The 24,063-nt window shown below is 61.5% G+C and carries 26 protein-coding genes, 1 pseudogene and 1 riboswitch; of the genes and pseudogenes, 18 read left to right on the top strand and 9 right to left on the bottom strand.

Annotation, left to right across the window (positions count from 1 at the left end; translation table 11 throughout):
• Window positions 1-23: 23 nt before the first annotated feature.
• A complete protein-coding gene (gene tyrS / locus OCK01_RS01705; protein ID WP_263822418.1) occupies window positions 24-1,277 on the bottom strand; it encodes a tyrosine--tRNA ligase in 1,254 nt (417 codons plus the stop codon).
• A gap of 135 nt (window positions 1,278-1,412) precedes the next feature.
• Between tyrS and OCK01_RS01700 the strand changes: the two genes are divergently transcribed.
• The 6 genes and pseudogenes from OCK01_RS01700 to OCK01_RS01680 all read left to right on the top strand — a co-directional run bounded on the left by OCK01_RS01700 (window position 1,413) and on the right by OCK01_RS01680 (window position 6,848).
• On the top strand, window positions 1,413-1,721 hold the full coding sequence (locus OCK01_RS01700; protein ID WP_263822417.1) for a type II toxin-antitoxin system RelE/ParE family toxin: 309 nt from the start codon (window positions 1,413-1,415) through the stop codon (window positions 1,719-1,721).
• Window positions 1,712-2,032 (top strand): addiction module antidote protein, encoded by a 321-nt coding sequence (locus OCK01_RS01695; RefSeq protein ID WP_263822416.1) that lies wholly within the window; start codon window positions 1,712-1,714, stop codon window positions 2,030-2,032. Before OCK01_RS01700 ends, OCK01_RS01695 begins: the two co-directional genes overlap by 10 nt.
• Window positions 2,019-3,152, top strand: a complete 1,134-nt coding sequence (locus tag OCK01_RS01690; protein ID WP_263822415.1) for an anhydro-N-acetylmuramic acid kinase — start codon at window positions 2,019-2,021, stop codon at window positions 3,150-3,152. The genes OCK01_RS01695 and OCK01_RS01690 overlap by 14 nt, the downstream gene beginning before the upstream one ends.
• 45 nt (window positions 3,153-3,197) lie before the next feature.
• The gene (locus OCK01_RS01685; RefSeq protein ID WP_263822414.1) at window positions 3,198-3,788 is read left to right on the top strand and encodes a flavin reductase family protein; all 591 of its coding nucleotides are present in this window, start codon (window positions 3,198-3,200) and stop codon (window positions 3,786-3,788) included.
• A 732-nt stretch (window positions 3,789-4,520) separates the two neighbouring features.
• Window positions 4,521-4,922 (top strand): annotated as a pseudogene (locus tag OCK01_RS26500) (methyl-accepting chemotaxis protein); the annotation flags it as partial.
• Between the two features lie 75 nt (window positions 4,923-4,997).
• Entirely contained in the window at window positions 4,998-6,848 is a 1,851-nt protein-coding gene (locus OCK01_RS01680) for a methyl-accepting chemotaxis protein (RefSeq protein WP_412178972.1), read from the top strand.
• Window positions 6,849-7,057: 209 nt separating this feature from the next.
• On the opposite strand, the gene OCK01_RS01675 is transcribed toward OCK01_RS01680, so the two are convergent.
• Window positions 7,058-7,735, bottom strand: coding sequence for an alpha/beta hydrolase (locus OCK01_RS01675; RefSeq protein ID WP_263822412.1), 678 nt, complete (start codon window positions 7,733-7,735; stop codon window positions 7,058-7,060).
• A gap of 208 nt (window positions 7,736-7,943) precedes the next feature.
• Here OCK01_RS01675 and OCK01_RS01670 point away from each other — a divergent pair, with 208 nt between their 5' ends.
• The 10 genes from OCK01_RS01670 to OCK01_RS01625 all read left to right on the top strand — a co-directional run bounded on the left by OCK01_RS01670 (window position 7,944) and on the right by OCK01_RS01625 (window position 16,134).
• Window positions 7,944-9,107 (top strand): cysteine desulfurase family protein, encoded by a 1,164-nt coding sequence (locus OCK01_RS01670; RefSeq protein ID WP_263822411.1) that lies wholly within the window; start codon window positions 7,944-7,946, stop codon window positions 9,105-9,107.
• A 133-nt stretch (window positions 9,108-9,240) separates the two neighbouring features.
• Window positions 9,241-10,710, top strand: a complete 1,470-nt coding sequence (gene sufB, locus OCK01_RS01665; RefSeq protein WP_263822410.1) for a Fe-S cluster assembly protein SufB — start codon at window positions 9,241-9,243, stop codon at window positions 10,708-10,710.
• Window positions 10,710-11,066 (top strand): nucleotidyltransferase domain-containing protein, encoded by a 357-nt coding sequence (locus OCK01_RS01660; RefSeq protein ID WP_263822409.1) that lies wholly within the window; start codon window positions 10,710-10,712, stop codon window positions 11,064-11,066. Before sufB ends, OCK01_RS01660 begins: the two co-directional genes overlap by 1 nt.
• Window positions 11,066-11,476, top strand: coding sequence for a HEPN domain-containing protein (locus OCK01_RS01655; RefSeq protein ID WP_182826013.1), 411 nt, complete (start codon window positions 11,066-11,068; stop codon window positions 11,474-11,476). The genes OCK01_RS01660 and OCK01_RS01655 overlap by 1 nt, the downstream gene beginning before the upstream one ends.
• An 83-nt stretch (window positions 11,477-11,559) precedes the next feature.
• Complete coding sequence (gene sufC, locus OCK01_RS01650; protein WP_263822408.1) at window positions 11,560-12,315, top strand: Fe-S cluster assembly ATPase SufC; 756 nt, start codon at window positions 11,560-11,562, stop codon at window positions 12,313-12,315.
• Between the two features lie 14 nt (window positions 12,316-12,329).
• Entirely contained in the window at window positions 12,330-13,607 is a 1,278-nt protein-coding gene (gene sufD, locus OCK01_RS01645) for a Fe-S cluster assembly protein SufD (RefSeq protein WP_263822407.1), read from the top strand.
• A 206-nt stretch (window positions 13,608-13,813) separates the two neighbouring features.
• Window positions 13,814-15,037, top strand: a complete 1,224-nt coding sequence (locus tag OCK01_RS01640; protein WP_263822406.1) for a cysteine desulfurase — start codon at window positions 13,814-13,816, stop codon at window positions 15,035-15,037.
• Window positions 15,038-15,047: 10 nt separating this feature from the next.
• Entirely contained in the window at window positions 15,048-15,422 is a 375-nt protein-coding gene (locus tag OCK01_RS01635) for an SUF system Fe-S cluster assembly protein (RefSeq protein WP_182826016.1), read from the top strand.
• A gap of 68 nt (window positions 15,423-15,490) precedes the next feature.
• Complete coding sequence (locus tag OCK01_RS01630; RefSeq protein ID WP_318530228.1) at window positions 15,491-15,814, top strand: type II toxin-antitoxin system RelE/ParE family toxin; 324 nt, start codon at window positions 15,491-15,493, stop codon at window positions 15,812-15,814.
• Entirely contained in the window at window positions 15,814-16,134 is a 321-nt protein-coding gene (locus OCK01_RS01625; protein ID WP_263822405.1) for a helix-turn-helix domain-containing protein, read from the top strand. The genes OCK01_RS01630 and OCK01_RS01625 overlap by 1 nt, the downstream gene beginning before the upstream one ends.
• A gap of 64 nt (window positions 16,135-16,198) precedes the next feature.
• Here the strand turns inward: OCK01_RS01625 and OCK01_RS01620 are convergent, their stop codons facing one another.
• Complete coding sequence (locus OCK01_RS01620; RefSeq protein WP_263822404.1) at window positions 16,199-16,648, bottom strand: hypothetical protein; 450 nt, start codon at window positions 16,646-16,648, stop codon at window positions 16,199-16,201.
• Between the two features lie 164 nt (window positions 16,649-16,812).
• Here OCK01_RS01620 and sufA point away from each other — a divergent pair, with 164 nt between their 5' ends.
• Complete coding sequence (sufA, locus tag OCK01_RS01615; protein ID WP_263822403.1) at window positions 16,813-17,202, top strand: Fe-S cluster assembly scaffold SufA; 390 nt, start codon at window positions 16,813-16,815, stop codon at window positions 17,200-17,202.
• Window positions 17,203-17,229: 27 nt separating this feature from the next.
• On the opposite strand, the gene OCK01_RS01610 is transcribed toward sufA, so the two are convergent.
• From OCK01_RS01610 to gcvT, 6 genes are all read right to left on the bottom strand, one after another.
• Window positions 17,230-17,838, bottom strand: a complete 609-nt coding sequence (locus OCK01_RS01610; protein WP_263822402.1) for an alpha/beta hydrolase — start codon at window positions 17,836-17,838, stop codon at window positions 17,230-17,232.
• A 63-nt stretch (window positions 17,839-17,901) separates the two neighbouring features.
• Window positions 17,902-18,165, bottom strand: a complete 264-nt coding sequence (locus OCK01_RS01605) for a hypothetical protein (RefSeq protein WP_263822401.1) — start codon at window positions 18,163-18,165, stop codon at window positions 17,902-17,904.
• Between the two features lie 141 nt (window positions 18,166-18,306).
• Entirely contained in the window at window positions 18,307-18,603 is a 297-nt protein-coding gene (locus tag OCK01_RS01600; RefSeq protein ID WP_412178957.1) for an alkylphosphonate utilization protein, read from the bottom strand.
• A 105-nt stretch (window positions 18,604-18,708) separates the two neighbouring features.
• On the bottom strand, window positions 18,709-21,573 hold the full coding sequence (gene gcvP / locus OCK01_RS01595; protein WP_263822400.1) for an aminomethyl-transferring glycine dehydrogenase: 2,865 nt from the start codon (window positions 21,571-21,573) through the stop codon (window positions 18,709-18,711).
• Window positions 21,573-21,935 (bottom strand): glycine cleavage system protein GcvH, encoded by a 363-nt coding sequence (gene gcvH, locus OCK01_RS01590; RefSeq protein WP_263822399.1) that lies wholly within the window; start codon window positions 21,933-21,935, stop codon window positions 21,573-21,575. The genes gcvP and gcvH overlap by 1 nt, the downstream gene beginning before the upstream one ends.
• Window positions 21,936-22,144: 209 nt before the next feature.
• Window positions 22,145-23,281 (bottom strand): glycine cleavage system aminomethyltransferase GcvT, encoded by a 1,137-nt coding sequence (gene gcvT, locus OCK01_RS01585; protein WP_263822398.1) that lies wholly within the window; start codon window positions 23,279-23,281, stop codon window positions 22,145-22,147.
• A 142-nt stretch (window positions 23,282-23,423) separates the two neighbouring features.
• A riboswitch (glycine riboswitch) is annotated at window positions 23,424-23,514 on the bottom strand.
• A gap of 177 nt (window positions 23,515-23,691) precedes the next feature.
• Here gcvT and OCK01_RS01580 point away from each other — a divergent pair.
• On the top strand, window positions 23,692-24,063 hold the full coding sequence (locus tag OCK01_RS01580; RefSeq protein WP_263822397.1) for a DUF2946 family protein: 372 nt from the start codon (window positions 23,692-23,694) through the stop codon (window positions 24,061-24,063).

The following is a 24,063-nucleotide window of genomic DNA, read 5'->3' as shown; positions in this document are numbered from 1 at the left end:
ATGCTCGAAGCGGGTCATTGGTCTCAGACCGGCTTGACCAGCACGTGCTTCTTCTTGCCCAACGACAGCTTGATCACGCCCTCGGCCGTCACCTCGCTTGCGCCGATCACCGTCTTCTCGTCGGTCACGGCCTTGTCGTTGATCTTGACGGCGCCGCCCTGGACGTGCCGGCGGGCTTCGCCGTTGGAGGCGGCGAGACCGGCCTTGACGAAGAGCGCGAGCAGGCCGACGCCGGCCTCGATCTCGTCTCTCGCGACTTCCACCGTCGGCAGGTTGGCGTCGAGCGCGCCTTCTTCAAACGTCTTGCGCGCCGTCTCAGCCGCCTGTTCGGCAGCATCGCGGCCATGCAGCATGGCGGTGACTTCGGTGGCGAGGATTTTCTTGACTTCGTTGATCTCGGAGCCGCCGAGGGCGGACAGGCGCGCGATCTCGTCCATGGCCAGCGTCGTGTAGAGCTTCAGGAAGCGGCCGACATCGGCGTCCTCGGTGTTGCGCCAGTACTGCCAGAAATCATAGGCTGAGAGCATGTCGGCATTGAGCCAGACGGCGCCCGTGGCGGACTTGCCCATCTTGGCGCCAGATGAAGTCGTCAGCAGCGGCGAGGTCAGCGCGTAGAGCTGCGGCGCGCCCATGCGGTGGCCGAGGTCGATGCCGTTGATGATATTGCCCCACTGGTCCGAGCCGCCCATCTGCAGCCGGACGTCGTAGCGCTTGTTGAGCTCCACGAAGTCGTAGGCCTGGAGGATCATGTAGTTGAATTCCAGGAAGGACAGCGATTGCTCGCGGTCCAGACGCGTCTTAACGCTGTCGAAGGACAGCATGCGGTTGACCGAGAAATGGCGGCCGACATCGCGCAGGAATTCGAGGTAGTTGAGCCCGCGCAGCCAGTCGGCGTTGTTGATCATCAACGCGTCCTTGGGGCCGTCGCCATAGGTCATGTATTGCGCGAAGCACTTCTTGATCGAGGCGATGTTGCTCTCGATCGTGTCGAGCGTCATCAGCTGGCGCGCCTCGTCCTTGAAGGAGGGATCGCCGACCATGCCGGTGCCGCCGCCCATCAGCGAGATCGGGCGATGGCCGGTGGCCTGGAACCAGTGCAGCATCATGATCTGGATCAGCGAGCCCGCATGCAGCGAGGAGGCGGTGGGATCATAGCCGATATAGGCGGTGACGGTTTCCTTCGAAAGCAGATCGTCGAGGCCGGTTTCATCGGAAATCTGATGGATGTAGCCGCGCTCGGACAAAGTGTGCAGGAATTCGGATTTGAACTTGGACATGGTCTTCTGCTTTCGGGTGGAATACGAGCGCGCCTTTAGCAAAGTTTTTGCGGTGTTGCACCCCTTGGAACCATCAAAAGGCGTGATGGGGAGGGGAGTGATTGCGAATATGTCCTCTACGCAGTACAGTTTCTCATGATCGTCGTTTTCCGAACCGATGTTTTCGACGCATGGCTTGAGGGTCTGAAAGATGACAGGGCAAAGGGACGGATCACCATGCGCCTCGTGAGGATGGAGACCGGCGCGCTGGGCGACGTGAAATCGGTGGGCGAAGGCGTTTGCGAGGCGCGGATCGACTATGGCCCGGGCTATCGGCTCTACTACACGCAAAGAGGGCCTGTCGTTATCTTGTTGTTGTGCGGCGGAGACAAGACGCGCCAGCAGCGCGACATCACGGAAGCAAAACGGCTTGCGAAAGAATGGAAGGAACGCGCATGGGACTGATCACCAAACCTTTCGATGCATCGAAATATCTTGATAGCGATGAGGCAATCGAGGAATTTCTGGCTGCGGCGTTCGAAGAAGGCGATCCCGCTCTGATTGCACAATGCGTGGGCGTCGTCGCGCGAGCGCGAAACATGAGCCAGTTGGCTCGCGATGCGGGCATGAGCCGTTCGGCGCTTTACAAAGCCTTGAGCGGCGATGGGAACCCCGAATTCGCCTCGATCATGAAAATTCTGGACGCGCTCGGCGTGAAACTCTCCGCCAAGCTCGTCGCCAAAACCGAAGACGCCGCAAATCATGCCGCAGCTTGAGACGGCGATCGGCCTGATGAGCGGCACGTCGATGGATGGCGTCGACGTGGCGATGATCCGCACCGATGGCGAGAATGTGGTTGAGCGCGGCCTTTCGATAAGTCTTCCCTATGACCCGGCTTTTCGCAGGCGGCTGCAGGGCGCGCTGGAAACGGCCAAGGCGATCGTCTCGCGCCAGGAGCGCCCCGGCGATCTCCGTGACGTCGAGCGTGAATTGACTCTGCGGCATGCCGCTGCGGTGACGGCGTTTCTCGCCAGGTTTGCGCTGGATCCGGCGGAGATCGATTGCATCGGCTTTCACGGCCAGACGGTGCTGCACAGGCCGCGGCAGGCGCTGACGGTGCAACTCGGCGACGGAGCGCTGCTCGCGCGGGAAACCGGGCGTCCGGTGGTCTATGACATGCGCGCAAACGACATGGTTCATGGCGGACAGGGCGCGCCGCTTGCGCCGGCCTATCACGCCGCTCTGGCGGCGGGTCTTGAGCATTATGCGGGCCGCGCGACGATGTTCGTCAATATCGGCGGCATTTCCAACCTCACCTTCATCGGCGCCGAGGGCGAGATCATCGCCTATGATTCCGGTCCCGGAAACACGCTGATCGACCAATGGGTGGAGGCGGAGGCGGGACTGCCGTTCGACCAGGGCGGCGCCATCGCTTCGGAAGGCGTCGTGGTGAAGACCTTGATCGACGGCTATCTCGATCAGCCTTTCTTCACCTCGCCAGAGCGGATATCGCTCGATCGCAACGATTTTCGTCCGCCCGCGCCCGGCAAAGTCGGCCTGCATGACGGCGCGCGCAGCCTGGCGCGGCTGACGGCGGAGGCGATCGAGCGATCGCTCCGCCATCTGCCCGAGCGTCCGGCGCTGGCCGTCATCTGTGGCGGTGGACGGCTGAACAGGGTCATCATGCAGGATCTCGCCGAGATCCTGTCGCCCATGGTCGTGGAGCCCGCCGAACGCTTCGGCTTTTCGGGCGACGGCATGGAGGCGGAGGCCTGGGCCTATCTGGCGGTGCGATCCGCCAAGCGGCTGCCGCTGAGCTTTCCCGGCACGACGGGGGTGGTGAAACCGGTGAGCGGCGGCGTTATCGCGCAGCCTTCTTCATCCGCTCAGGCCTGAGTGTTTGAGCACGATGAAATCGAGCACTATTGAGGGATGACGACATTGACGCTGGATCATATTGCGCCGGTAGAGCTGGAGAAATCCTATCGGCTCGTCAATCACGGTCCGACCGTGCTCGTCTCGGCCCGGCATGATGGCGTCGCCGATGTCATGGCGGCGGCATGGGTGTGCGGGCTCGACTACAGCCCGGCGAAGCTGACCGTCGTCCTCGACAGCTCGACGATGACCCGCAAACTGCTGGAGGCGTCCGGCAAGTTCGTCATCCAGGTGCCTACGGTCGTGCAAGCGAGATTGACCTACGCCTTGGGGCATACGAGCCTTCATGACGACCCCGAAAAGCTGGTGAAGGCCGGCGTCGAATTTCTGGACTTCGAAGGCCATGACCAACCCTTCGTGGTCGGTTGCTCCGCTTGGCTCGCTTGCCGGCTGCTGCCGGAGGCGGAGATCCAGAACCGCTATGATCTGTTCTTCGGCGAAATCATTGCGGGCTGGGCCGATACACGCGTGTTCCGCGACGGGCATTGGCGTTTCGAGGAGGCGAGTTCGTCGCTCAGAAGCATCCACTATGTGGCGGGCGGTCAGTTCTACGCGATCGGGGAGGGGATCGACGTCGCGCTAAACGGGAAGCTCTGATATTCTCCTCATGTTGCAAGGTAGGAAACGGAGATCTCCGGCGCGCAGCTCGATGCGTTGCGCGTTCATTGGCGGCGAATCAAGCAAGCAGGTCGGGGGCTTCTCTCCCTTGGATCGATAATAACCCTCGCTGACGTGTCGACGCTCGCGCGGGAGCCGAGCCTCCAATGCAACCGTGCACCGGTTTCCGACAACGGCTGGATTGTCCCTTTCTGAAACAAGAACCGCCCAAAACCTCCAAAAGACTGTCCTAGCTTCCGAGCTTCGACATAGAAAATTAGGGTTCTCTAATTGAAATCGTCAATTGCAAATCCCTGCAACCGTGAAATTTTGTGCAGCAGGTAGCTAAAACGCAGAATAGCAAATTAGCGCCTTGTTAAATGTCTTCCCTCAAACTGAGCGAATACAGCAAACAGCGAATTTTGTCTGCCCGCGGAGCTGATAAAATCGGGCTCCTAGGCAAATGAGATCGACGCTTTCAGGCTGTGCAAGGAATGTATGACCCTTCTCCGTGTTTGATAGCCGCGTCGCGCATGCGGTTGCTCCTGACCCGGGTAGCTGACGTGAGAGTTCGATGACAGCGCAGATCTCGTGCGCATTCAAACTCCCTCATGTTGCCTGTTCAGGTTGTGACGCAGGTTGGCGCGTCGATCGGCGACGGGGCGGTGGTCATCCGGTGCAGCCTTGAAGAAGAAAACTGACGGTAGGGCAGCTTAGAATTGGGGTGATGCAATGTCTTTCTACACGCAAATGAAGAAATCGTCCAAGCCTCAGGCGGCGATGGCGGAAATACGCCGCGTCGGTCTCGCCATTTCGGGTGGGGATCTCTCCGAGCGCGCAAATCTCGATGCGGCGACGGGCGAAGCCCGGGAAATCTTGATAGCGGTCAACGGACTGCTGGAAACCGGGCTGCAGCCCGCACAGAAGTTCCGCGCGGCCGTGGCGCATATGTCGGCCGAGCATGACAAGGGCGATATCGATGTCATGCTGCCCTCGGAAGACTTCAAGGGCGAATTCGCCGTCCTGGCCAAATGCGTAAACGATCTCGTCAACGCCCATATCGCCGTCAAGAAGAAGGCCATGGCCTGCATCAAGGAATTCGGCGAGGGCAACTTCGACGCGACGCTCGAGCAGCTCCCCGGCAAGAAGGCCTTCATCAATCAGACGATAGACGCTTTGCGCGCCAATCTGAGGGGTCTCATTTCCGAAATGAATGCGATGTCCTCGGCGCATGACAAGGGCGAGATCGACGTCTTCGTGCCCGTCGAGAAGTTCAAGGGCGATTTCGCCGTGATGGCCAAGGGCGTCAATGAGATGGTCGGCGCCCATATCGGCGTCAAGATGAAAGCCATGGCCTGCGTGAAGGAAATGGGCGAGGGCAATTTCGAGGCGCCGCTCGAGCAGTTCCCCGGCAAGAAGGCCTTCATCAACGACACTATCGAAACTCTGCGGGCCAACCTCAGAGGCTTGATCGCCGAGATGAACAAGATGTCTGTGGAGCACGACAAAGGCGACATCGACGTTTTCGTGCCTGTGGAGAAATTCAAGGGCGACTTTGCGTTGATGGCCAAGGGCGTCAACGACATGGTCGGCGGCCACATCGCGGTCAAAAAGAAGGCTATGGCCTGTGTCAAGCAATTGGGCGAGGGCAATTTCGAAGCGCCGCTCGAGCAGTTTCCCGGCAAGAAGGCGTTCATCAACGACACGATCGAGACGTTGCGTGGAAATCTGCGGGCGATCACCGATGAACTTCAGCGCCTGATCGCCGCCTCGACCGCCGGCAAACTCTCGGAGCGAGGCGCGGCCAACCACTTTGTCGGCGATTTCGCCAAGCTGGTGTCCGGCATCAACGGCATGTTGGACGCCATCATCATTCCGATTTCCGAAGGAAATCGCGTTCTTCGCCAGATCAGCATCGGTGATCTCACACAGCGCGTGGACATCGACTGCGAAGGCGATCACGAGCTTATGAAGACTGCGATCAATAATTTGATCGACAATCTGCGCAATACCGCCGCCATCGCCGACCGGATCGCGGCCGGCGACTTGACCGTCGAGCCGCAACCGCTGTCGGACAGGGATATGCTAGGGCTGGCGCTTAGCTCGATGGTCGACCGTCTTCGCGGCGTCGTCGCGGATGCGTTGACCGCAAGTCAAAATGTCTCCGCCGGATCGCAACAGCTGTCTTCGGGGTCGGAACAGCTTTCGCAGGGCGCCTCCGAACAGGCTGCGGCGGCCGAAGAAGCCTCGGCCTCCATGGAAGAGATGGCAGCCAACATCAAGCAGAACGCCGACAACGCCGCCCAGACCGAGAAAATAGCTCGCCAGTCGTCGCGAGACGCCGAGGCGTCCGGAGACGCCGTCAACCGGGCCGTGGCTGCAATGCGCTCGATCGCCGAGAAAATCTCCATCGTGCAGGAAATCGCGCGTCAGACCGACCTTCTCGCTCTGAATGCCGCAGTGGAAGCGGCGCGCGCCGGAGAGCACGGGAAAGGTTTTGCCGTCGTCGCCTCCGAAGTGCGCAAGCTCGCCGAGCGCAGCCAGTCGGCCGCCGCCGAAATCAGCGCGCTGTCGGGCGAGACGGTGCAGGTGGCCACCGAAGCGGGCGTCATGATCTCGCGTCTCGTTCCCGACATTCGCAAGACCGCCGAATTGGTCACCGAAATCTCCGCGGCCTGCCGCGAGCAGGATATCGGCGCATCCCAGATTAACGAAGCCATCCAGCAACTCGACAAGGTCACGCAGCAGAACGCCGGCGCGTCCGAGGAAATGTCGGCAACCTCCGAAGAGCTCGCGGCCCAGGCCGACGAACTCCAGTCCTCCATCGCCTTCTTCAAGGTAGACGGTGCGAGGGAGACGAGGACGCCGCCGACACGCCATCAACCGACCCATGCCCAGTCGAGGATCAATAACCCGACGAGATTTGCGGCAAAGGCTCCTCAGTTCAAATCCGGCCAATCCGTCGCGAGCCAGCAGGCGCGGGTGAAGGGACTGATGCTCGATCTGTCGATGGGCGGCCCCGATAGCGAGGATCCGGAATTCGGAGCGCGCGCGTCGTAAGGGTCGAAACGCGCGTTCCTGCCCGTACCGAAGGTCGGTCAGAGACGTCCGGGTTCGTCGATCGCCTCCATTCGCCCGCAAGGCGCCGTGTCGACGGCGGCTTGCGGGTTTTTCGGCGAGCGACCAGACTGAGGCCGCAACGCGCGACAAAAAGGCCCGCTCAGCATGCCGGCGGGCCGATTTGTTTTCGCATGCGGTTCAGATCAGGCTCAGCGGATCCGTTTCGCCGCTGGTTCCGGCACCAGCTCGCCCGCCATGCGCCGGTCGAGATAATCGCCGCATTCCTCGATCAACGGCTCCATCTGGCCGGAGAAGAAATGGTTGGCGCCGGGCACCGTCTTATGGGTGATCAGGATGCCCTTCTGCTGCTTGAGCTTGTCGACCAGGCCGACCACGTCCTTTTCCGGCGCGACCTTGTCGGAATCGCCATTGATGATCAGTCCTGAGGAGGGGCAAGGCGCGAGGAAGGAAAAGTCGTAGATATTCGGCTGCGGCGCGACGGAGATGAAACCTTCGATCTCCGGCCGGCGCATGAGAAGCTGCATGCCGATCCATGAACCGAAGGAATAACCGGCGACCCAGCAGCTCTTGGAGTCCGGATGCAGGCTCTGCACCCAATCGAGCGCAGACGCTGCGTCGGAGAGTTCGCCGGCGCCATGGTCGAACTCGCCCTGGCTGCGGCCGATGGAGCGGAAATTGAAGCGGAGCGTCGTGAAGCCGCGCTTCTGGAACATGTAGAACAACTGGTAGACGATCTGGTTGTTCATCGTGCCGCCGAACTGCGGATGCGGATGAAGGATGATCGCGATCGGCGCGCTTTTCTGCTTCGAGGGCTGGTAGCGGCCTTCCAGGCGTCCGGCAGGACCATTGAAGATGACTTCAGGCATTCTCACTCCGCTGTTGACGGTTTGCTAAAAAAGCCCGGAAAGCGCGATGCAGTCTTGACGAAACAAGTCAGCTTTTCTAAGAGCTAGTTTAGAACCATTCGAAAGTTGGGGCCTCGGCCCGTTTCGTGTGACGCTTCATAGGACAGGCAGGACCAGAATTTCAAGGAAAATGCGCTCGGCGCATCGTCCGACACCGTGAAAGGCCAGAATGAACCGCCCGCGCGCCTACATGGACTGGAACGCCACCGCGCCGCTTCTCGATGAAGCCCGCGAGGCCTTCCTGCGCGTGAGCTTCATGCCGGGCAATCCGTCCTCCGTTCACAATGAGGGACGCGCCATCAGGCGCGAGATAGAGACGGCGCGACGGTTTGTTGCGGAATCGGTCGGCGGTAAAGCCGCAAACGTCACCTTCACCAGCGGCGCGACCGAAGCCGCAAATCTCGTGCTGACGCCGGACTTCCGCATGGGGCGGGCGCCGCTCGCGGTGAGCCGGCTCTATGTCTCGGCGATCGAGCACAAGGCGGTGTTCGATGGCGGGCGGTTTTCCGCCGAGGCCAAGACGCTCATTCCGGTCGATGGAGACGGTGTCGTCGATCTCGAGGCGCTGGCGGCGCTGCTCGATGCCCATGACAAGGCGTCCGGCCTGCCGATGGTGGCCGTCATGGCGGCCAACAACGAAACCGGCGTGCTGCAGCCGATCGCCGAGATCGCCCGGCTCACGCATCAGGCCGGCGGCTTGCTGGTGGTCGACGCTGTGCAGGCGCTCGGCCGGTTGCCGCTCGATATCGAGGCACTTGAAGCCGACTTTTTGATCCTGTCGTCGCACAAGATCGGCGGCCCGAAAGGCGCAGGCGCGTTGGTCGCGCGCGGCGAAACCTTGATGCCGGCGCCGCTTTTGCGCGGCGGCGGCCAGGAGAAGGGCCATCGCTCGGGCACGGAAAACGCCGGCGCGATCGCCGGTTTCGGCGCGGCCGCCACTATTGCGGCTCGTGATGTCGCGGTGCGCGCCGGGGCGCTCGAAGCGCTGCGTAATCGCATAGAAGAGAACATGGCTGAGATCGCGCCTGATGTCGTCATTCATGCACGCAACGCGCCGCGTCTGCCCAATACCTCTTTCTTTTCGCTGGATGGTCTCAAGCCCGAGACAGGACAGATCGCCTTCGACCTCGAAGGTGTGGCGCTCTCGGCAGGTTCGGCCTGCTCGTCGGGCAAGGTCAGCGAAAGCCACGTGCTGAAAGCGATGGGATTAGATCCCAGGCTTGGCGCGCTGCGTATCTCGATCGGTCCCGACACCATTGAAGAGGACGCCGCGCGGTTCCTCGAGGCGTTTCGGAAGGTCGCTTCGCGGCTGACCAAGGCGGATGCAGCATAATTTCATGCGGAAAATCAATTTTCCGCTTGCCCGAACGGTGAAAAAGGCTTTCTGGCAAACCTATATAGCGGCGGTGTAAACCGTCAAACGACAACAAGCTGCCGGCCTTGACCCGGCGAGATTGGAGATCGACATGGCTGCGGTTCAAGAGACCATAGACCAGGTCCGCGCGATCGATGTGGACCAGTACAAATACGGCTTCGAGAGCAATATCGAATCCAACACGCTGCCGCCCGGCCTGAATGAAGATGTCATCCGCCTGATCTCGGCCAAGAAGGACGAGCCGGAATGGATGCTGGAATGGCGGCTCGACGCCTATCGTCGCTGGCTGACCATGATCGAGCCGGAATGGGCGCGTGTCGACTATCCCAAGATCGATTTCAACGCGATCAGCTATTATTCCGCGCCGAAGAGCCAGTCCGGGCCGATGTCGATCGACGACGTCGATCCCGAGATCCTGAAGACCTATGAAAAACTCGGCATTCCCCTGCGCGAACAGGAAATCCTGGCCGGGGTGCAGAACCGAAAGATCGCCGTCGACGCGGTGTTCGATTCAGTCTCGGTCGTCACCACCTTCAAGGAAGAGCTGAAGAAGGCCGGCGTGATCTTCATGTCGATCTCGGAAGCGTTACGCGAACATCCCGATCTTGTGCGCAAATATCTCGGTTCGGTCGTGCCGGTGTCCGACAATTTCTACGCGACGCTGAATTGCGCCGTCTTCACCGACGGCTCCTTCGTCTATGTGCCCAAGGGCGTGCGCTGCCCGATGGAACTGTCGACCTATTTCCGCATCAACGAGAAGAACACCGGCCAGTTCGAGCGGACGCTGATCATCGCGGAAGAGGGCGCTTACGTCTCCTATCTCGAGGGCTGCACCGCGCCGCAACGCGACGAGAACCAGCTTCACGCCGCCGTGGTCGAACTCGTGGCGCTCGATGACGCCGAGATCAAATATTCGACGGTGCAGAACTGGTATCCGGGCGATGTGAACGGCAAGGGCGGGATCTACAACTTCGTCACCAAGCGCGGCGACTGCCGAGGCAAGAACTCCAAGATCTCCTGGACGCAGGTGGAAACCGGCTCGGCGATCACCTGGAAATATCCGTCCTGCATTCTGCGCGGCGACGGCTCGCGCGGCGAATTCTACTCGATCGCCGTCTCCAACGGCTATCAGCAGGTCGATTCCGGCACCAAGATGATCCATCTCGGCAAGAACACGTCGAGCCGCATCATCTCCAAGGGCATCTCCGCCGGCCGTTCGCAGAACACCTATCGCGGCCAGGTGTCGATCCATCGCAAAGCGGACAACGCGCGCAACTTCACCCAGTGCGACAGCCTGCTGATCGGCGACAAATGCGGCGCCCACACCGTGCCCTATATCGAGGCCAAGAATTCCAAGGCGCAGCTCGAACATGAGGCGACGACCTCGAAGATTTCCGAAGACCAGCTGTTCTACTGCCTGCAGCGCGGTATTCCGGAAGAAGCCGCCGTGGCGCTGATCGTCAACGGTTTCGTGCGCGAGGTGATCCAGGAATTGCCGATGGAATTTGCTGTCGAGGCGCAGAAGCTGATCAACATCTCGCTTGAGGGTTCGGTGGGGTGATGAGGGCGGTTCGAGCCAATTTCGGCGGACGGGACACCGAGGGCGACGCATTAGCCGTCCTCGTCGACCGACTGTCGAAAGCGCTCGATCCCCAGGCTATCTGGTTGTTCGGCAGCCGTGCGAGAGGTTCTGCGCGGGATGACAGCGACTTCGATCTTTTTGTCCTGGCGCGCGAAAACGGCAGCTTCGGCTGCGACGACTACGAATTGGTCGATGCGCCGCTGCGCGACACGGGAATTGGAGCGGATGTCGTGCCTTGCGACATGGAGGTCTATCGAGCCGGTCTAGGTTTGAGCACGTCTTTCGTTCGGCACATCGTTGATCATGGGCGGCTGGTCTATGGCGAGGCTCCCTGATGACTCCGGAGGATCTTCAGCGGCTCAGGGTGCGCTCTTTTCTTCAACTGGCGAAGGAAGAGTTCGAAGTGGCCATGCAGCTGCGAACGGATCATCGGCGGCAGGCGGCGTACTTTCTACAGCAGGCTGTCGAGAAGCTGCTTCGGGGAATATTGGAGACGGAGTCGGTGCCGGCAGGGACTATGCATAATATTCGTGGTCTCGCGGATCTGCTTCCCAAGGGGCATCCGCTATTCGAGCGGTTTCTCGAACTGGACGAACTTTCGCCGGCCGCCACCCGATACCGCTATCCGAGCCCCAAGGGCACGCTGGCGGATTTCGACGATCGGCGCTTCGATGTGCTGACGCCAATGGTTGAGGCTCTGTTGCGCGACGCCGGCGCGGTGATGGAGCGCTTCGCCGCTGGGTAATGAACAATCCCGGTCTCGGCCGGAGAGAATGAATTGGAAATATGCGGGTCCTTGAAACCCGCGATATGACAGGAAGACACATCATGCTTGAAATCAGAAACCTGCACGCCCGCATCGCCGAAGACGGCACGGAGATCATTCGCGGCCTGAACCTGACCGTGAAGGCCGGCGAAGTCGCAGCCATCATGGGCCCGAACGGCTCGGGCAAATCGACGCTGTCCTATATTCTGTCCGGTCGGGAAGACTATGAAGTCACTGAAGGCGATATCCTGTTCAACGGCGAGAGCATTCTGGAGCTCGATCCGGCCGAGCGGGCGTCCAAGGGCATTTTCCTGGCCTTCCAGTATCCGGTGGAAATTCCAGGCGTCGCCACCATGCAGTTCTTGAAGGTCGCCATGAACGAGCAGCGCAAGGCGCGCGGCGAGGCCGAGTTGACGACGCCTGAGTTCATGAAGCAGGTGAAGGCCGCCTCCGCCGAGCTGCAGATCAATCCGGACATGCTCAAGCGCCCGCTCAATGTCGGCTTCTCCGGCGGCGAAAAGAAGCGCGCCGAGATCCTGCAGATGTCGTTGTTGCAGCCGAAGCTCTGCGTGCTCGACGAAACCGATTCCGGCCTCGACATCGACGCGCTGAAGATCGTGTCCGACGGCGTCAACGCGCTGCGCTCGCCCGATCGCGCCGTGGTGGTGATCACCCATTACCAGCGCCTGCTCGACCATATCGTACCCGACACCGTGCATGTGCTCTACAAGGGCCAGATCATCAAGACCGGCGACAAGACGCTGGCGCATGAGCTGGAAGCAAACGGTTACGCCGACATCATCGGCCAGGCCGCCTGAGCGGGGATGACGCCATGACGATCCAGACACAGATCCAGCCGACGGCGGCCGAAAGCGCGCTTCTCGACGCCTTCGGCGGCGCGCTCGGCCAGCTGCCGGGCGATGCCGCGGTGACCACCCAGCGCTCGACGCTGATCCAGGGCATCAAGGCTGCCGGACTGCCCACCCGTCGCCGCGAAAGCTGGCACTATACCGACCTGCGAAGCCTGCTGCGCTCGGTTCCCGCATCCCAGACATCGGTAACGCCGGATACGGCTGCGCCGCTGGTCGCGGGCTCGCTGGTGCTCGGCGTCGCCAATGGCGTGGCGTCGGCCGGCGCTGCGATATCCGGCGGTTCGGTCAAGACCTATGCCGAAAGCCTGCGGGACGGTTCCGCCCTCAAGGGCCTGACCCTGCGCGACGCCGACGATACCGTTGCGCGTCTCAACGGCGCCTTCGTGACGGACGGTTATGGGATCAACCTGCCGGATGGCTACGCCAGTGAACGGCCGGTCGAAGTGCAGTTCGCCCAAGGCGGCGGATTCTTCAATACGCGGCTGACCGCCCATATCGGCGCAGGGGCCAAGGCGACCCTGATCGAGCGGCATCTGGCCGGCGGCGAAGCCCCCGCGCTGACCTCTCATATCACCGACATCTCGCTCGGCGCCGGCGCCGAGGTGACCTGGATCATCGCCCAGCAGCAGGGTCTTTCCGACCAGCATCTCGGCCAGATCCGCGTCAAATTCGGCCGCGACGCCAAGCTGAGACTCTATCTCCTGAACGCCGGCGGCAAGCTCGTCCGTCAGGACATCCTCGTGGATGTCGACGGCGAGGGCTCCGACCTGATGCTGCGCGGCATCAATCTGCTCGGCGGCGAAAGCCATACCGACGTGACGCTGGTGCTCGGCCACAATGTCGAAAACACCACCTCGACGGAAGTCATGCGCAATGTCGTGTTCGGCAAGGCCAAGGGCGTGTTCCAGGGCCAGATCCGCGTCGCGCCCGGCGCGCAGAAGACCGACGCCAAGATGTCGTGCAACACGCTGCTTCTGTCCGACGATGCCGAATTCTCCGCCAAGCCGGAGCTGGAAATCTTCGCCGACGACGTGCAGTGCGGCCATGGCGCGACGGTCGCCGATATCTCCGACACCCATCTCTTCTACCTGAAATCCCGCGGCATTTCCGAGCCGAAGGCGCGCGCGCTGCTGGTGCAGGCATTCGTGCAGGAAACGGTTGAGGAACTGGACGACGAGGCGCTGGTCGAGGGTCTCGAAGCCGTGATCCAGGCTTGGCTTGAGAAGCAGGTGGCTTAAGAAACCTGTTACGACGGTGCGCGGCCCCTCATCCGGCTGCCGCCACCTTCTCCCCGCATTGCGGGGAGAAGGGAGATGGAGCGCTGGCATTGCCATATCCTCCCTCTCCCCGTTCTACGGGGAGAAGGTCCCGGCAGGGGGATGACGGGCAGCGCACGCTCTTCACGAAAAATAACCGAACCGGATCCGATCCGAAGGAAACCGACATGACTGGCTATGACGTCGAGGCCATCCGCAAGGATTTTCCGATCCTGTCGAAGACCGTCTATGGCAAACCGCTTGTCTATCTCGACAATGGCGCTTCGGCGCAGAAGCCGCAAAGCGTCATCGACGCGATCAGCCACGCCTATTCGCAGGAATACGCCAATGTGCATCGCGGCCTGCATTTCCTCTCGAACGCCGCGACCGACGCCTATGAGGGCGCGCGTGAAAAGGTGAGGGCCTTCCTGAACGCTGGCTCCGTCGACGACATCATCTTCACGAAGTCCTCGACCGAAGCGATCAACACGGTCGCCTATGGTTGGGGCATGCCGAATATCGGCGAGGGCGACGAGATCGTGCTGTCGATCATGGAGCATCACTCCAACATCGTGCCTTGGCATTTCATCCGTGAGCGGCAGGGCGCCAAGCTCGTCTGGGCGCCGGTGGATGACGAGGGCGCCTTCCATATCGACGACTTCGTCAAATGCCTCACCGACAAGACCAAGCTCGTCGCCATCACCCATATGTCGAATGCGCTCGGCACGATCGTCAATGTCAAGGAAATCTGCCGCATCGCCCATGAGCGCGGCATTCCGGTGCTGATCGACGGCAGCCAGGGGGCGGTGCATATGCCCGTCGATGTCCGCGACCTCGATTGCGACTGGTATGTGATGACCGGCCACAAGCTTTACGGTCCCTCGGGCATCGGCGTGCTCTATGGCAAGCCGGAGCGCCTCAAGGCCATGCGGCCCTTCATGGGCGGCGGTGAGATGATTTCGGAAGTCACCATGGAGACGGTGACCTACAACGATCCGCCGCATCGCTTTGAAGCCGGAACCCCGCCGATCGTGCAGGCGATCGGGCTCGGTCATGCGCTCGATTACATGGAGAAGATCGGCCGGGCCGCAATCGCCGCGCATGAGGCCGATCTCGCCGCCTATGCCGCCGAGCGCCTGCGCTCGGTGAATTCGCTCAGGATCATCGGCAATGCGCCGGGCAAGGGCGGCATCTTCTCTTTCGAACTCGAAGGCATTCACGCCCATGACGTCTCGATGGTGATCGATCGACGCGGTGTTGCGGTGCGCGCCGGCACGCATTGCGCCCAGCCGCTCTTGCAACGCTTCGGCGTCACCTCTACATGCCGGGCGTCATTCGCCTTGTACAACACGAGGGCCGAGGTCGACGCGCTGGTGGATGCGCTCGAACACGCCCGCAAATTCTTTGCCTGAAGGAAGCGCCATGACCGAGGAAGCTGAAAAGATCGACGCGCGCATGGGACTGATCCAGTCCACGATCCCGCCCGAGGAAATCGACCGGCTGACCGACGACATCATCGCCGCGCTGAAGACCGTCTACGATCCGGAAATTCCGGCCGACATCTACGAACTCGGCCTGATCTACCGCGTCGACATCGAAGACGACCGCATGGTCAAGATCGTCATGACGCTGACCGCGCCGGGCTGCCCGGTGGCCGGCGAAATGCCCGGCTGGGTCGAAAACGCCGTCAGCGCCGTGGAAGGCGTCCAGGGTGTTGAAGTCACCATGACCTTCGATCCGCCGTGGTCGGCCGATCGCATGAGCGAAGAAGCGCAGGTGGCGCTGGGGTGGTATTGACGCGTTATAGTTGATTTGCCACGGTAGATCCCTCTTCCATTTGAGAGGGAAAGGCCACGACAAGGACGATCTCCTGGATAAAGCCGGCAAGGCGAGAATTTGAGGCATTTCCGGCTGCAGCGCAGTTGGAGATCCTGACAGCTCTCGATATCGCCGCTCAAGGCCAGAAAGCGATAATCGCTAAACCTCTAAAGGGCATCGACGGCGGTGTGTTCGAAATTGCGCTGCCTTTTCGCGGCGATGCTTTTCGTGTTATTTATGCGGTCAAGATCGGAGACGATATATGGGTCGTCCACGCGTTTCAGAAGAAGTCGAAGACCGGCATCAAGACGCCTCAGCATGAAATTGATCTGATCAAGCGTAGACTGCGGCAATTGCGGGAAGCACTGTGATGAGCACCGATGATGATTTGGAACTGGTACGCGGCAGCGGCAATGTCTTCCGCGACTTTGGATATCCCAATGCCGAGATATTGAGCGCCAAAGCAAAGCTGGCGGCAGAGATCATCGCCTTACTTGGCGATGCCGAGTTGTCTGTCGAGTATTTTAGTGCGCATCCGGGTTTGAATGTCGAGGAGTTGATGCGGATACGCAGTGCGTCGCTTTCTGGCGTCAGTATTGATCGCCTCGTTGAGATTCTCACACTGTTGGGGCAGTCTGTGGAGATCGAACTTTCTTTCCCTGACATGCAGGCTTTGTCGGCTGCCCAATGAACGTTGGTGTTCAAATCTGTGCGTCGGACTCGGCTATTGATGAGCCACACTCACAATCTGTCTGCTACTCCTGTTGGCGTGTTTCAAACATCTGCCCATCCCCATTCGGCAGCCAATGCAATTCTTCATGCGTGAGACGACCGAACTCTCGAAGTCGCGCACCGAGCTTGAGGATGGCGGCGATGTCCGAATGGAGTGTCAGCTGGCATGATCCTTCAAAACGATCTCTGAGGTCTGTGCGCATGTCGATTTGCAAGGCGCAATTCCCGGTCCGGTTGGTAGAACGGCAGATCAGGTGGAATGCAGGGCCGGGACCTTCACTGCGGTAAATGAACTCCGACTTTGGGTCATCGCCGAATTTGATGAGGCCGTTTGCAATGGCCAGAATCGTATCCACAGGAGCAAAAATCCGAGCACGACCGGCGAAAACGCCGTCGGATGCCATGAATTCGAGTTCGGTGTTGTAAGGTTCTTCGTAAGGATGGCGCTTAACGATGAGGATCGGCTTCTGCATTCAGAGCGCTTTATCATCGGTTGTGCTTGGCGACAATTATGGGATGGCCTCCTCCGGAGTTTGTCATGAGGTCCGGCCCGCTATTGAACCCTTAACCCGCCTGCCTTACATTGCGATTTGACAACACCGGGCCTTGAACCCGGCTTGCGAAGGAGAATGGGCCGATGGGCTTTCAAGTCATGACCATGACGGATGCGGCCGCCGCGCGCGTGCGTGAAATCGTCGAGAATTCCAATAGCGACGCCAAAGGCATTCGCGTCGGGATCAAGAAGGGCGGCTGCGCCGGGATGGAATATACGATCGATCTGGTGACCGATCCCAATCCGAAAGACGATTTGATCGAGCGAGACGGCGCGCGCGTCTGGGTGCAGCCGGCTGCGGTGCTCTATCTCCTGGGCACGGAAATGAGCTTCGAGACCACGACGCTGCGTTCCGGCTTCATCTTCTCCAACCCGAACCAGACTTCTGCCTGCGGCTGTGGCGAAAGCGTGGAATTGAAGCCAGCCGATCTTGCGGCGCTCGCCGCCAAGGGCGAGGCCGTGGTGCGGGCGTGAGCGAACGCTCGCTTCAACCCCAGCCCCTCAATCGGGAAAATGCGTGTTGAGCCAGTCGGCGAGACTCTCCGTTTCGCCGTCAGAGAACGTGTGGCCGACAGGGCTCTCGATAAATTCCACCATGGCCCCGGCGCGCGTGAGGCGTTCTCTCGATGTTTCGGCGTCTGCCCGCGCTCGTCGTTCATCCTCGGTGGCTGCGAGGATCAGGACGGGTTTTTGGGCGAGGGCGGGCTCCGCGCCGCCGAGATCCGGACTGAGCGGCCGGATCAAAGCGGCGCCGGCAAAATGTTCCGGAGCGGTTCGCAACAGGCTTTCCGCCATGATCGCGCCGTTGGAATAGCCCACCAGAACGGGCTGGCGCGTGACGCTGCGGGCGCGTTTGAGGCTCGCCACGAAAATTTGGAAAGCCGCGACTTGCTGGGCGAGATCGTCGAGATCGAGGCTGCGATCAGGATGGCGGCGGAAGAAGGCGTGGCCGTCTTCCCACATCACCGATCCGCGCGGCAGGATCGCGGGACGGTCAGGCGCGACCTGCGCCGCCAGCGTTTCGAGCGTCGTTTCATCCTGTCCTGAACCATGCAGGAAGATGGCCGGACGCTTGGACGAACCGGCGCGGCGAATGACATGGTGAAGCATCTCGCTAGTCCCCTCGAACGTTATCGAAGGGTTAGCGGCGGCGTGTGACCGGCATGTGATGGTTTACTCGCGCTTGACCAGCATCAGGGCGGCCCAGAGATCCATGCCGCTCTCGAAAGAGGCGAGCGCCGCCTCGCGGACGAACCGGGATTCGCTCATGGACGACAATTCCCGCGCCAGATCGCCGGCGCGGCCGTCCGTGGCCTGGCGGGATTGACCGTTTTCGTCATTGGAAAAATCGTCGAACGCGTCGCCGACATTGCCAAACTGGGACGTCTGGCTCAGCATGCCTGGAAGGGTTGTGTTCATCACGTTTGCTGGGCTCATGCCCATCTCCTCTATGCAGCAAACGTGTTCTACAAGACGACGCTTTCAAATTCCTAAACGGATCATAGCGTCATTTTGGGATGAATATTTCGGGTCGACGGACGCCGCGAACCCTTGTCGGCCGGGAGTCCAACATGTCCGTCAGCGCTTCCGGACGAACTCCGTCCGCAGCACGAGGCCCTTGATGGCGTCGTGGCGGCAATCGATTTCTTCGGGATTGTCGGTCAGCCGGATCGACTTGATCACCGTGCCTTGCTTGAGCGTCTGGCCCGCGCCCTTGACCTTGAGATCCTTGACCAACACGACGCTGTCGCCGTCCGCAAGCACATTGCCGGCGGAATCCACCACCGCATTCGCCGCAGCCTTCTCAGCGGCGATTTCGGAGGCCGGACGCCATTCGCCGGTTGCTTCGTCGTAAATGTATTCGTCATCGGCCATGGCCAGGTTCCTTTCTTACGGAAAATCGTGATCGGGGCCTACAGGACGACGCCTTAGAATGCAATGACGCCGCCCCTCGCATAAGAGGCGGCGGCACGTTCGCTTTTACTCCGCGGCTTCCGCGTAAACCTCCATCGGCGGGCAGGCGCAGACGAGGTTGCGGTCGCCATAGACATTGTCGACGCGGTTGACCGGCGGCCAGTATTTGTCGACGCCGAGCGAGCCGGGCGGGAAGCAGGCCTGTTCGCGGCTATAGGGGCGGTCCCAATCGCCCACGAGATCGCGCACCGTATGCGGGGCGTTTTTCAGCGGGTTGTTGGTTTTGTCCATATGCCCGTCCTCGATGGCCTGGGCTTCCGCGCGGATCGACAGCATGGCGTCGATGAAGCGGTCGAGTTCGGCCTTGGTCTCGCTTTCGGTCGGCTCGATCATCAGCGTGCCGGCCACCGGCCAGCTCATGGTCGGGGCGTGGAAGCCGGAATCGATCAGGCGCTTGGCGACGTCATCGACGCTCACGCCGGCGCTCTGCTGCAATGGTCGCGTGTCGATGATGCATTCGTGGGCCACGCGCCCCCTGGCGGATTTGTAGAGCACGTCGTAGGCGCCCTTCAGCCTGGCGGCGATGTAATTGGCGTTGAGGATCGCTGCTTTCGTCGCCTGGGTCAGGCCTTCGCCGCCCATCATCAGGATATAGGACCAGCTGATCGGCAGGATCGAGGCCGAGCCGAAGGGGGCGGCGGAGACTGCGCCGTCGCGATGGTCACTCTCGGGATGGCCGGGCAGGTGGGCTGCGAGATGCGCCTTGACGCCGATCGGCCCCATGCCCGGACCGCCGCCGCCATGGGGAATGCAAAAGGTCTTGTGCAGGTTGAGATGACTGACGTCGGAACCGATATCGCCGGGGCGGGAGAGGCCGACCATGGCGTTCATATTGGCGCCGTCCATATAGACCTGGCCGCCATGAGCATGGGTGATGTCGCATATCTCCCGCACCGTCTCCTCGAACACGCCATGGGTCGAGGGATAGGTGATCATTACGGCCGAGAGATTGGCGGAATGTTTTTCGGCCTGGGCGCGGAAGTCGTTGAGATCGATGTCTCCATTCGGAGACACTTTCACCGGCACGACTTTCATCCCGACCATCTGCGCCGAGGCCGGGTTGGTGCCATGCGCAGATGTCGGGATCAGGCAGACATCGCGATGGGTATCCCCGCGCGCGACATGATAGTTGCGGATGGTGAGAAGGCCGGCATATTCCCCTTGCGCGCCGGAATTGGGCTGCATGGAGAAGGCGTCGTAGCCGGTGATGTCGCAGAGTTTCTTCGTCAGATCCTCGATCATGATCCGGTAGCCCTCGGCCTGATCGGCGGGGACGAAAGGATGGATTTCGGAAAATTCCGGCCAGGTGATCGGCAGCATTTCGGCCGTGGCGTTGAGCTTCATCGTGCAGGAGCCCAACGGGATCATCGATCGGTCGAGCGCCAGATCGCGATCCGAGAGACGGCGGATATAGCGGGTCATCTCGCTTTCGGCCCGGTTCATGTGGAAGATCTTGTGGGTGAGATAGTCGCTCTTGCGCAGGAGGTTCGCCGGCAGGCGCCAGTCTGGCGCAAAATCCTCGGTCTTGAGGTCGCCGCCGAAGGCGCGCCAGACGGCTTCCAGCGTCACCGGCCGCGAGCGCTCGTCCAGCGATATGCCGATGCGGTCATGGCCGATCTTGCGCAGATTGACGCCCTCAGTCACCGCAGCCTTGAGGATGACGCCCTGCAATTTGCCGACATTGACAGTGATCGTGTCGAAGAAGCTTTCCGGCTCGACGGTATAGCCGAGTTTCTCCAGCCCCTTGGCGAGGCGGACGGTCTTCTGGTGAACGCTCTGGGCGATCGCCTTCAAGCCCTGCGGGCCGTGAAAGACGGCGTACATCGAGGCCATGACGGCCAGGAGAACCTGCGCGGTGCAGATGTTGGACGTGGCCTTTTCGCGGCGGATATGTTGTTCGCGGGTCTGCAGCGCCAGCCGATAAGCGCGGTTGCCGCGCGCATCGATGGAGACGCCGACCAGGCGGCCGGGCATCGCGCGCTTGAGATCGTCGCGCACCGCCATATAGGCCGCATGCGGCCCGCCATAGCCGACGGGCACGCCGAAGCGCTGGGTGGAGCCGACGGCGATATCCGCGCCCATTTCGCCGGGCGATTTCAGCAGGCAGAGCGCCAAGGGATCGGCGGCGACGGCGCCGAGCGCTCCGGCGGCATGGAGCTTGTCCATCAGCGGCGCGACATCGCGGACATGGCCGTAGGTGCCGGGATATTGGAACAGAGCGCCGAAGACTTGGCTCGGATCGAGATCCGTAAATGGGTCGCCAATGATGACCGTCCAGCCCAGTGGTTCGGCGCGTGTCTTCAAGAGCGCCAGCGTCTGCGGGTGGCAGTTTTCGTCGGCGAAGAAGGCGGTCGCCTTGCTCCTGGCGGAGCGCTGGGCGAGCGCCATGGCTTCGGCCGCAGCGGTGGCTTCATCCAGCAGCGAGGCGTTGGCGATGTCGAGACCGGTGAGATCGGTGATCATGGTCTGGTAGTTGAGGAGCGCCTCCAGACGTCCCTGGCTGATTTCGGGCTGGTAGGGCGTATAGGCGGTGTACCAGGCCGGATTTTCCAGAATGGTGCGCTGGATGACCGGCGGCGTGATCGTGCCGTAATAGCCCTGTCCGATCAGCGAGACAAGATTGCGGTTCCTGTTGGCGGTCTCGCGCATCCTGTCCAGCGCCTCGCGCTCGGTCAGCGGCTTGTCCCAGGCAAGCGGCGTCTCGAGCCGGATCGAGGCGGGCACCGTGTCGTCGATCAGCGCATCCAAGCTGTCATAGCCGATGGCCTTCAGCATCTCGGCCATTTCACTGGGCGAGGGGCCGATATGGCGGCGATCGGCGAAATTATAGGGATCGTAATCCGTAAACGTAAAGTCGCTGGGCAGTGACATTAGCCGACCATCCTGTTGTAGGCGTCTTCATCCATGAGCGCTTCGATTTCGCTAGGGTTGGCGAGCTTGAGCTTGAAGAACCAGCCTGCGCCCAGCGGATCGGAATTCACCAGCGCCGGATCCGCGGCGATGGCGTCATTGATTTCGACGATCTCGCCGTCGAGCGGGCAATAGACTTCGGAGGCCGCCTTGACGCTTTCGACGGTGGCGGAAGCGGCGTTCTTCGCGAGCGTCGCGCCGACCTCGGGCAGTTCGACATAGACGAGATCGCCGAGTTGATCGGCGGCGTGGCGGGTGATGCCGACGGTGGCGACATCGCCCTCGAGCTTCAGCCATTCATGTTCTTCGGTGAATTTCAGCATGGTGTGGGTCCTCTGGGGTGTAAGATTTGATGGGTGTGGTGGAATGGTGTGCGTCGGCGACCGCTCCTCATCCGGCTGCCGCCACCTTCTCCCCGCGCCTGCGGGGAGGAGGGCGATTATGGCAACGACGGCGCTCCAACCACCTTCTCCCCGCATGGCGGGGAGAAGGTGGCGGCAGGGGGATGAGGGGCGGAGCACGACATCCGCCGTTACCGCCGATACCCCGGCGTCACGAACGGCAGAGCGCTGACGGTTGCGGGCAGAAACTTGCCGCGCACCTCGGCGAAGACACGCGTTCCCGCAGCGGCATGACTCACCGGCAGGTAAGCCATGGCGACGGGCGCATCGACGCTCGGGCCGAAGCCGCCGGAGGTGACCTCGCCGAGCAGATGCTCGCCTGCGTCGTTGGCATAGAGTTTCGCATGCGCCCGGATCGGCGCCTTGCCGTCCGGCTTCAATCCGATGCGGAGGCGGGCGGGGCCATTGTCCAGTTCCGCCAGGATGCGATGGGCGCCGGGGAAGCCGCCGGCGCGCGCTCCGCCAGTGCGGCGGACCTTCTGGATCGCCCAGGTCAGCCCCGCCTCGACTGGCGTCGTCGTCTCGTCGATGTCGTTGCCGTAGAGGCAAAGGCCGGCTTCGAGCCGCAGGCTGTCGCGGGCGCCGAGCCCGACCATCTCGCAATCGGGATGGTCGAGCAGGCGGCGGACGACCGTTTCGGCGTCTTTCGCCGGGATCGAGATCTCGAAACCGTCTTCGCCGGAATAGCCGGACCGGGAGACGATGCAGTCGATGTCGTGCAGATCGTCGGTCTCGACGTCCATGAAAGCCATGCTGGTCACTTCGGGACAGAATTCCGCCAGCACCTGCTCGGCATGCGGCCCCTGAAGCGCGATCAGCGCCCGGTCCTCCAGCACCTCGATGTCGCAGACATCAGAGAGATGGGCGCGGAGATGGGCGATGTCCTCGGCCTTTCGTGAGGCGTTGACCACCATGAAAAAGTGATCGCCGCGATTGGAGATCATGAGATCATCGAGAATGCCGCCGGCTTCGTTGGTGAAAAAGCCGTATCGCTGGCGGCCGACCTTGAGGCCTGCGATGTCGACCGGGATAAGGCTTTCGAGCGCCGAAGCGGCATCGGAGAGATGTCCGGACTTCGGGCGGATCGTCAGCTGACCCAGATGCGACACGTCGAACAGACCGCATTGGCCGCGGGTGAAGAGATGCTCCTTCATCACCCCCAGCGGATATTGGATCGGCATGTCATAGCCGGCGAAAGGGGCCATGCGGGCGCCGAGCGATAGATGCAGCGCATGCAGCGGCGTTTTGAGGATAGGGCTTTCAGTCACGAACAGTCTCCCGGATTCAGCGTTTCCGCCTTGCTCAAGTCCGGACGCGGTCAGGCGGTTCCGGTTCTCAAGCCCCCTCTGTCCCTTTGCCTGAGATTGTTATCCCTTCGGCAGGCGCATGCGCCATTCTCCAGAGTTCTGTTCCCACCCGATGGTCCTTTGGCCTGAGAGTTTCCGGGGCTGTTGCTCCTTCGGCGCCGCCGCAATGCAGCGGGCTCTCCCATCGGGTGAGCTAGGCATAGCCGCAAGGCGGGGCCGATGACAAGCGGAAACGGCGCGATCACCACAGAAATTGTCGCAGCAAGGGTATCGAGCCGTTCGGAGCTGCGACGCGCGTTCGGCTCGATGCGGCGCAACGTCCACTGTTCAGACGATCATTCTTGGTCTAGGCATGAACCGGGGAGACAATCATGCCGGGATTCTTGCGAGCGAAAGGAGCGATATTGCGCATTCTCTGCGCCGTCGCCTTCGTCCTGCTCGGTTTTTCCAGCCATTCCATCGCGGATGCCGATGGCGCTATCGGCGCCAGATATCAACTTCCGGATGGATCCTATGCGTCGCTGTGCGAGCCCGGCGGTGGTGATCGGCAGTCGACGCCTGCCGATCATTGCAAGACATGCCTGATCGCGCAGCCGCACACCGCGCCGGCGCCCGGCCTCACCGCTTTCCAGCCGCCTGTATTCAACCTGCTCGGGCTCGCCGCGCCCGCGACCTTCCGCATTTTCACGCCCAAGCCGACTTTCCGGCGCCAAGCGAGTCGCGGCCCGCCCATGGCGGCCTGA

The sequence above is a fragment of the Rhizobium sp. TRM95796 genome (assembly GCF_025779995.1).
In the GTDB taxonomy this organism is placed as follows: Bacteria; Pseudomonadota; Alphaproteobacteria; order Rhizobiales; family Rhizobiaceae; genus Rhizobium_E.
Note: the sequence above shows the minus strand (reverse complement) of the source record. Positions and strands in the feature narration are given on the sequence as shown.